The 3315-nt window shown below is 56.4% G+C and carries 4 protein-coding genes; all 4 read right to left on the bottom strand.

The genetic code is table 11. The features are described 5' to 3' along the window. A partial coding sequence (locus tag ACNKID_RS07545; protein ID WP_417912831.1) for a PhnD/SsuA/transferrin family substrate-binding protein occupies nucleotides 1-395 on the bottom strand: 395 nt, incomplete at its 3' end. 110 nt (nucleotides 396-505) lie between these two features. After that, nucleotides 506-1399 carry a 50S ribosomal protein L11 methyltransferase gene (locus tag ACNKID_RS07540; RefSeq protein WP_417912830.1) on the bottom strand — a complete coding sequence of 298 codons (894 nt, stop codon included), beginning with the start codon at nucleotides 1397-1399 and terminating at the stop codon, nucleotides 506-508. 10 nt (nucleotides 1400-1409) lie between these two features. Next, nucleotides 1410-1652 (bottom strand): DUF2892 domain-containing protein, encoded by a 243-nt coding sequence (locus ACNKID_RS07535; RefSeq protein ID WP_417912829.1) that lies wholly within the window; start codon nucleotides 1650-1652, stop codon nucleotides 1410-1412. Nucleotides 1653-2043: 391 nt separating this feature from the next. Beyond that, nucleotides 2044-3315: efflux RND transporter permease subunit (locus tag ACNKID_RS07530; RefSeq protein WP_417912828.1), on the bottom strand; the 1272-nt coding region annotated here is incomplete at its 5' end.

Here is a 3315-nt window from a genome sequence, read left to right as displayed (position 1 = left end):
GCCAAGGTTTGCACCGGGCTGTCTTTGCGCACGAAAATCACCCCGCCGAACTGATGCACGCTTTTGCCATTGATGCTGTTGATCATTGTCGCCACGGCCTCTGTGCCATATTTGTCGTGCATGTCAACATAGATGGCAGGATTGGCGAGAAGAAAATCAACTTTTTTCTCACGGATAGCGGCATCCATCGCGTTGAATGTCACCGGCTCCACAGAAACAGATTTGCCCAGCACCTTGCTGAGATACTCGCCGTGCGCACTCCATTGGGTGATGGCCTTGAGATCGCCGCTCTTGGCCAGCACGCCGACCTTGTACTCTTCGGCAGCAGCCGGAGCGGCGCAGAACCACAGAGTGGCTAAACTCATGAGGGACAACAGCTTTTTTGACAGCTTCATTTCCTTTCTCCTTTGCATTTGAGCATTGAGGTTTCCGGGCCAAGACACAGCCCGCAGGCGGCTGAAACCTACCTCTTTTGGAGAAAAAGTCAATGTTTTTCGTACATCGCTCAGGCTTCAAGCAGCAGGGCGGCCCATTCATTTTCATGGACTGCCTGCCGCAGGCGGAGGCCCAATGCCCCATAAATGCGGAGGATGCTTTCCTCCTGACTGCCACAGAGCAGGCCTGAAAGAATAATCTGCCCTTTTGCTGCCAGCCGCCGGACAAGAGCCGGAGCCAGCTCCGCCAGCACGTCATGGAGGATGTTGGCGCAGATCAGATCGAATTGACCGCTGATCTCCTCCAGCGGCTTCGCTGAAACCGCAATGCGTTCAGCAAGACCGTTGCGGGCGATATTCTCAGCCGCCACAGCCACTGCCACAGGGTCGTTGTCAATGGCTGTAGCCTCCTTGGCTCCGAAAAGGACGGCGGCCATAGCCAGAATGCCGGTGCCGGTGCCCACGTCCAGCATCCGTTCCGGCGGCGCGGTGCGGCAGCAGCTCTGCACCAAGCTGAGAGCCAGCTGGGTTGAGGCGTGCTGGCCAGTGCCAAAGGCCATGCCCGGATCCATCTCCAGCACCTGCTCGCCGGGCTGAGCGGCATAGCTTTCCCAGCTCGGCTTGATGATCAGACCAGGCACAATGGCGAAGGGTGTGAAATACTGCTGCCATGAGGTGGCCCAGTCCTCATCGGCAAGCACAGAGCTGCTGATCTCCGGCGCAGGCAGGCCATAAGCTGCCAGCAGCTCGCCCAGCTCCTGCTCAAGGCGGCGGAACGCCTCATCGCGTCCGGCTTCGCTGGTGAATTCAAAAAAGCCGCTGATCTGGCTCAGGCCATCCTTGACCGGACTCTGCTCCACTGCCGAACCGCTGAGCACGCCGAGCAAATCCGTAACCGCCTCCAGCGCGGTCTCAGGGCAGGGAAAGGTTGTTTTCAGCCACTGGCTGGCATTCGCGCCGCTCATTGCCGCAGCCTCACTTGCCGCAGCCGCCGCCGCAGTTTTCCCGTGTCTCAGGCACGCCCAGCTTCTTCAGGATGAGACCCAGCGGGCAGAATTTGCTGATGCCGAACTGGAAAAGGTTGAGGCCGACAAAGAGCGGCAGGAAGAGAAAATACTGGTGGACAAAAAGCGGGTTGCCGCCGCAGTTGAAGCCCAAGGTCAGGCCAAGGATGATGAAGAATCCGGCGATGCTGTGAATCCAGTCAGTGACGATCATGATCAGTCTCCATGTTGGGTTTAATTGATTGTGCGTGTTGCATCGTTGTTGCGCAGCAAGCTGCGCAAATGAGCTGCCGCTCCTGCCGTTCGCCTTGCAGATCAGCGTTGGCCTGTCTGCAAGGCGATTCCGGCGAACCTCAGTCCTCTTCATAAAAGGCTGCTTCTTTTTTTAAAGCAGAGCTGCCCTTTATTAAAAAGGGCCTTTCCTTTTTTGAGAGAGGACAGCTCCTCTTAGAAAAAGGGAGAATGCTTTTTTAAAAAGCCACAGCTGCTTTTTAGAAAAAGGCCGATCCTTTTTTAAAAAAGGAGCTGTTCACACCAGTCAACACAGCAACCTCTGGCCGTTCAGTTTGCGCCAGCTCAGCAATGAAAAAATGCGGTTTTAAAATTCAAGAGTTCGGCTGCAAACCTGACAGCTCTTTCTTGAACACCCAGCCCTTCATCACTGTCAGCAGGGCAGGCAGCATCCACAGCGTGGCAAAGCCGGAGCAGAACATGATCAAGGCCAAGAAGATGCTTGCGGTCTGATACGGCACCAGCGACGCGAGCAGCAGCGGAGTGAAGCCTGCCGCAATCACGATGATGTTGCGCAGCATCGCCCGCGCTGGCTCGTCAAACAGGCCGCGCACCGCCTCGTCCCAGCTTCCGTTTCTGCGCATCGTCATCCGGGCGCACTGGAGAAAATGGACGGCGAAATCTACAGCAAGCCCCAAGGCTGATGAAGAAAGCAGCACCAGCAGCATATCGCAGTCTTTGCCGGTCAAACCAAGCGCGCCGTACATAAAGATGATGGTGAAGCACAGCGGAATCATGGCCAGCAACCCCCAGATCACAGAACGGAACAGGATGAGCAGCAGCAGAAAGACGACGGCAAAGCTGGAGAGAAAAGCCTTCATCAGGCCTGTTGTCTTCTGCTGCCAGACAGCATTGATGCTGGCCAAGCCCGCCCATTGATGAGTCAGTTCCACAGGCGGCTTGTTTGCGGCAAAGTACTGCTCCACATCCTTCATCACTCGTTCCATGCTGCTGCTGTCGCTGCTGCGGAGCTGAAGCCGGATAGTGGCTTTCGTGTAATCCTTGGTGACAAAGCGCAGCAGCTCATCTGGTTTATGGCTGTTTTGCAAGGAAACCAGCGTCTCGGCCACCGCATTGGCTGTTTCCGGGATGATGAACTGCTGCGGGTCGCCCTCGTGCAGCTCCTGATGCACCTTTCGCACCACATCGCTGATCGTGTTGGACTTGCTCACATCGCCCTGCTTGGCCAGATGCGCTTGAAAATCAGCGATCCACCGCAGCAAATCAGGCTGTTTGAAGATTTCCTTGCGGCTGCGCACCTGATCAACAGCATCAACCGCCGCTGTCCAGAACTCATAGCCCTCCTGATCCTCAGACGGAATATTGTCCAGTTCGGCGTTCCATGCTTCAGTCAGATTGTCCAGCAGTTCAGTGCCGTTCTTCGCTGCCAAGGCCTCTTGTTCGACCGTTTTCAGCGCGGTTCCCTTGAGCGCGGCAGTCAGCGGCTCCAGCTCTTTCTTCAGCAGCTCGGCTGCCTTGGCAGCGGCCAGCTCCTCAGTTTTGCCGGAGAGCACCACATAGGCTTCAGAGATGCCGCCGAAATGGCTGTTCAACACCCGGTCGGCCACGCGCAGCTCATGGCTTTT

This window comes from Candidatus Electronema sp. TJ (assembly GCF_048287355.1).
Taxonomy (GTDB): Bacteria; Desulfobacterota; Desulfobulbia; order Desulfobulbales; family Desulfobulbaceae; genus Electronema.
Note: the sequence above shows the minus strand (reverse complement) of the source record. Positions and strands in the feature narration are given on the sequence as shown.